The 4,628-nt window shown below is 73.7% G+C and carries 5 protein-coding genes; 3 read left to right on the forward strand and 2 right to left on the reverse strand.

What is annotated here, in order from left to right:
- Positions 1-120: 120 nt before the first annotated feature.
- Positions 121-642 carry an RICIN domain-containing protein gene (locus tag ACFXOZ_RS40925; protein ID WP_380595124.1) on the reverse strand — a complete coding sequence of 174 codons (522 nt, stop codon included), beginning with the start codon at positions 640-642 and terminating at the stop codon, positions 121-123.
- A gap of 242 nt (positions 643-884) precedes the next feature.
- Between ACFXOZ_RS40925 and ACFXOZ_RS40930 the strand changes: the two genes are divergently transcribed.
- Complete coding sequence (locus ACFXOZ_RS40930) at positions 885-2,276, forward strand: cysteine desulfurase/sulfurtransferase TusA family protein (protein ID WP_380595126.1); 1,392 nt, start codon at positions 885-887, stop codon at positions 2,274-2,276.
- Positions 2,277-2,301: 25 nt separating this feature from the next.
- On the opposite strand, the gene ACFXOZ_RS40935 is transcribed toward ACFXOZ_RS40930, so the two are convergent.
- The gene (locus tag ACFXOZ_RS40935) at positions 2,302-3,276 is read right to left on the reverse strand and encodes a carbohydrate kinase family protein (protein ID WP_375897352.1); all 975 of its coding nucleotides are present in this window, start codon (positions 3,274-3,276) and stop codon (positions 2,302-2,304) included.
- 279 nt (positions 3,277-3,555) lie between these two features.
- On the opposite strand from ACFXOZ_RS40935, the gene ACFXOZ_RS40940 reads away from it, so the two are divergent.
- Both ACFXOZ_RS40940 and ACFXOZ_RS40945 read left to right on the forward strand, forming a co-directional pair.
- Positions 3,556-3,765, forward strand: coding sequence for a hypothetical protein (locus ACFXOZ_RS40940; protein ID WP_375897353.1), 210 nt, complete (start codon positions 3,556-3,558; stop codon positions 3,763-3,765).
- A 91-nt stretch (positions 3,766-3,856) separates the two neighbouring features.
- Positions 3,857-4,540, forward strand: a complete 684-nt coding sequence (locus ACFXOZ_RS40945) for a hypothetical protein (RefSeq protein ID WP_380532579.1) — start codon at positions 3,857-3,859, stop codon at positions 4,538-4,540.
- The last annotated feature ends 88 nt before the right edge of the window (positions 4,541-4,628 follow it).

Consider the following 4,628-nt stretch of genomic DNA (forward strand, 5'->3'; position numbering starts at 1 on the left):
CCCTCTTTTTCCTTGCGTGCCCGCTGTGCGGCGCCCCCCCACCCCCCCCCCCGCTGGGGTGTGGCCTGGGCGCCCGCGTGCGGGGCGCGCGCCCCCCACAGCCGACTCACGCCACTCTGGTCACAGGCCCCACATCTGGTTCGCCTGCATGTTGCCGCACGGCCACTGCCTCACCGGCGCGCCCCAGGCCTTGCTCCAGTCCCCGACCTCCATGCACATACCGCTGTTCTTGTTCCTCAGCTCAATCCAGCGACCATCGGTGTTACCGACAACCCACTGCTGGTTGGCCTGATTGGTGCCGCAGGGCCACTGACGGATCTGGGCACCGGCCTGCGTGCTCCAGTCGGCCACTTCCAGGCACATACCGCTGTTCTTGTTCTTCAGCCAGAAACCGTTCGGGTAATTGTTCTGGTCGAAGTACCAGCCCTGATTGGTCTGGGCATCACCACAGGGCCACTGGTCCGCCGGGGCGCCTGCGTCGGTACGCCACCCGCCGATCTCCAGACAGTAGCCGCTGTTCTTGTTCAGATAGGCGTCCTTGGGCCCGGCCGCCGAGGCCGGCTGGGTGAAGGCAAGCATAAAGAGGGCGGATATCGCGGCCACAAGGCCGATCCGCTTTCCCTTCGAGAACTGGGCAATCACGTCGAGCTTTCCTTTCCGAGGTCTCTCGATAAGGAGGCAGCCCTCGCCGCAGACGCAACCGGCCCACCCCCTTGAACCGCGACGACCGTACCAGCACGAACCGACGCTCCGTCAATTCCGTTTCCCGACCAGTGGTCCACTCCTCCGCTGCATCGCTCGATTCAGGCCACGTCGGGGAAGCCGGGGTGCTCGGCCTCCCTCCCGCACGGCCCTCTGCACCGTCGCTGAGGTTCAATGGCCCCGTGTACTTCGACGTGGCCTCGACAGCCCCTCTGCACCCCGTCGCGCGGCAGGCCCTGACCGCCGCCCTGGACGAGGGCTGGGCCGATCCGGCCCGGCTGTACCGCTCCGGCCGGCAGGCCCGGATGCTGCTGGACGCCGCCCGCGAGACGGTCGCCGCCGTCCTGGGCGCGCGGCCCGACGAGATCTCCTTCACCGCGAGCGGGACGCAGGCCGTCCAACTCGGGCTGCTGGGCGCCCTGGCTGGGAACCGCAGGCGCGGCGGGCACCTGGTGCACTCCGCGGTGGAGCACTCCAGCGTGCTGCACGTCGGCGAACGCCACGAGGCGGGCGGCGGCGAGGTCTCGGTGGCCCCGGTGGACCGCACCGGACGGGTGGACCCGCGGGCCTTCGGCGCCCTGCTGCGGACCGACACCGCGCTGGCCGCGCTGCAGAGCGCCAACCACGAGGTGGGCACCGTCCAGCCGGTCGGCGAGGTGGCCGAACTGTGCGCCGCGGCCGGGGTTCCGCTGCTGGTCGACGCCGCACAGAGCGCCGGACGGATGGACGTCCCGGCGGGCTGGTCGCTGCTGACCGCGAGCGCCCACAAGTGGGGCGGACCGCCCGGGGTCGGCGTCCTCGCCGTGCGCAAGGGCGTCCGGTACGCCTCGCCGCTGCCGGCCGACGAGCGCGAGGGCGGGCGGGTGCCCGGCTACGTCAACGTCCCGGCGATCGTGGCCGCGGCCGCCTCGCTGCGCGCCGTCCGGGCGGAGGCCGAGCGGGAGAACGCCCGGCTGCACGACCTGGTGGAGCGGATCCGCGGCCGGGTGCCGCAGCTGGTGCCCGAGGTCGAGGTGGTCGGCGACCCGGTGCGGCGGCTGCCGCACCTCGTCACCTTCTCCTGCCTGTACGTGGACGGCGAGGTGCTGCTGACCGAGCTGGACCGGGCGGGCTTCGCGGTCTCCTCCGGCTCCTCCTGCACCTCCTCCACCCTGACGCCGAGCCACGTGCTGGCCGCCATGGGCGTGCTCACCGAGGGCAACGTCCGGGTCTCGCTGCCGTACGGGACGGCCGAGGCCGACGTGGAGCGCTTCCTCCGCGTGCTGCCGGACGTGGTCGCCGGGGTCCGCGCCCCGCTCGGGCTGGACCTGCCGGCGCCGGCGGGCGACGCCGGGCCACTGCTCGTGATCGACGCGCTCGGCAAGCGGTGCCCGCTGCCGGTGATCGAGCTGGCGAAGCGGATCGGCGAGGTGCCGGTGGGCGGCACCGTCGCCGTGCTGGCGGACGACGAGGCGGCCCGGCTGGACGTCCCGGCCTGGTGCGGGATGCGCGGTCAGGAGTACGCCGGGGAGGCCCCGGCCGCCGACTACGGCGGCGACCGGGGCTCGGCCTACCTGGTGGTGCGCCGCTCCTGAGGGGCGGACCACCAGGGCCCGTCCGCTAGACCAGGTGGGTGCGGATCTCCGCGGCGGCCTCGGCCCCGTAGGCGTCCTCGATCCGCTTCAGGAAGGCGGCCGGACGCAGGTCGTACTCCTGGGTGCCGACGGTCTCGATCACCAGGGTGGCGAGCATGCAGCCGAGCTGGGCGGCGCGCTCCAGGTCGAGGCCCCAGGACAGCCCGGACAGGAAGCCGGCCCGGAAGGCGTCGCCGACGCCGGTCGGGTCGACCTTGGCCTCCTCGGCCGGGCAGCCGACCACGATCGGGGCCTCGCCCTTGCGCTCGATCCGGACGCCCTTGCTGCCCAGGGTGGTGACCCGGGTGCCGACGCGGGTGAGCAGCTCCTCGGCGTCCCAGCCGGTCTTGGTCTCGATCAGCGCGGCCTCGTACTCGTTGGTGAAGAGGTACGAGGCGCCGTCCACCAGCTCGCGGATGTCCTCGCCGTCCAGGCGGGCCAGCTGCTGGGAGGGGTCGGCGGCGAAGGCGTAACCGCGGGTGCGGCACTCCTGGGTGTGGCGGACCATGCCCTGGGGGTCGTCGGCGCCGACCAGGACGAGGTCGAGGCCGCCGACGCGGTCGGCGATCGGCTTGAGCTCGATGTTGCGGGCCTCGGCCATGGCACCGGTGTAGAACGAGGCGATCTGGTTGTGGTCCTCGTCCGTGGTGCACATGAAGCGGGCGGTGTGCCGGGTCTCGGAGATGTGGACGGAGTTGCAGTCCACGTTGTTGCGCTCCAGCCAGCTGCGGTACTCGGCGAAGTCCGCGCCGGCGGCACCGACCAGGATCGGCCGGAGCCCGAGCACGCCCATGCCGAACGCGATGTTCGGCGCGACGCCACCACGGCGGATGTCCAGGGCGTCGACCAGGAAGGACAGCGACACGGTGTGCAGCTGCTCGGCGACGAGCTGGTCGGCGAACCGACCGGGGAACGTCATCAGGTGGTCGGTGGCGATCGAGCCGGCGACGGCGATACGCACGGGGGTCTCCTCAGGATGGCAACAGGGCCAGCGGGGGCGAATGAACCCACTCACGGTACCCGTCCGGCACGGCACGCCAGCAAGAGTCCCGCAAGCTGCCGGTCGCCTTCCCCGCCATGGTGGCACCCCGGACCCCCCAACGTGTACTACCTCCGGGTAGCACTGGTGGGCCCACCGGGCCGGGCCTAGGGTCGGCCCCATGGAGCCCTGCCGCGATCGGTCGGGGCCCGTCGACGACCGTGGCGATGCGGCCACGGCCCTTGATCGGAGCGATGCCCGATGATGTCCGACCCCTTCCCGCCGAGCGCCCGCCGAGCCGACGCGGACGCCGAGAGCCTCGACGCGCTGGTCCGCTCATCCCGGCGGCTGCGCCGGTTCTGGCCGGTGGTGACGGCCGGACCGGAGCCCGCCGCCCCCGCGTCCGTCGGCGTCCGGGTGCCGTCCGGGGCGCAGCGGCTGGTCGCCGGGATGGCCGAGTACGGCATGTGAGGACCGGGGAACCGGATCCGACCGGGGCACGTCACATCCGCGCGGTGCGGCCGAGGAGGCCGCGCCGCTGAGCCCTCGGGAGGATGCGCAGATGGATCTGGAGACGATGCCCCGCCGCGGTCGGCGGGCGGTGGCCCTGGCGGTGGCCGCGCTGGCGGCAGTGGTGACCCTGGCCGGCTGCAACGGCGACGGCAAGGGTTCCGGGGACTCGGCGGCGAGCACCGCCTCGGCCTCCGTGAGCAGCTCGGCCCCGCCGAGCGGGTCCCCGACGGCCCCGGCGGACTCCGGTTCGCCGTCCGCGCCGGCGCCCGCGGGGGCCCCGTCGGGCGGGGCGACGCCGACCCCGGCCGAGCCCGCACCCGGGCGGCCCACGACGCCGGCCACTCCCCCGCCCAACGGGATCGCCCCGGGTGAGCCCAACCCGGCCGGTGGCGGCCCGGCCAACTCCAACGTCCGGCCGCCGACCGGCTACCGGCTGGACGGCAGCAACAAGCTGACCGTCTACTTCTTCGGCGGGGTCTGCACCACGTACGCGGTGAAGGCGGACGAGTCGCAGCCGGGCCAGGTGGGCGTGGTGATCGTGCCGGGCCCGCCGACCGTCCAGCCCGGGCACGTCTGCACCGCGATGGCCAAGCGGCAGGCCGTCTCCGTCGACCTGCGCTCGCCGCTGGCCGGGCGGACGGTGGTGGACCGGACGAGCGGCCAGGAGGTGCCGATGGAGGGCGACGCCCACGCGGGCCCGGACCCGGTCACCCCGGACGGCGCCGCGCGCTAGGGCCTGTCCGGCGGATCTTGGCAGATCAGCGCGCGGCGTTGGGCGCCCGGCTGGGCGTGCGCCCGAGTCGGCCTCGTACTGGACGTAC

The organism is Kitasatospora sp. NPDC059160, assembly GCF_042755465.1.
Taxonomy (GTDB): Bacteria; Actinomycetota; Actinomycetes; order Streptomycetales; family Streptomycetaceae; genus Kitasatospora.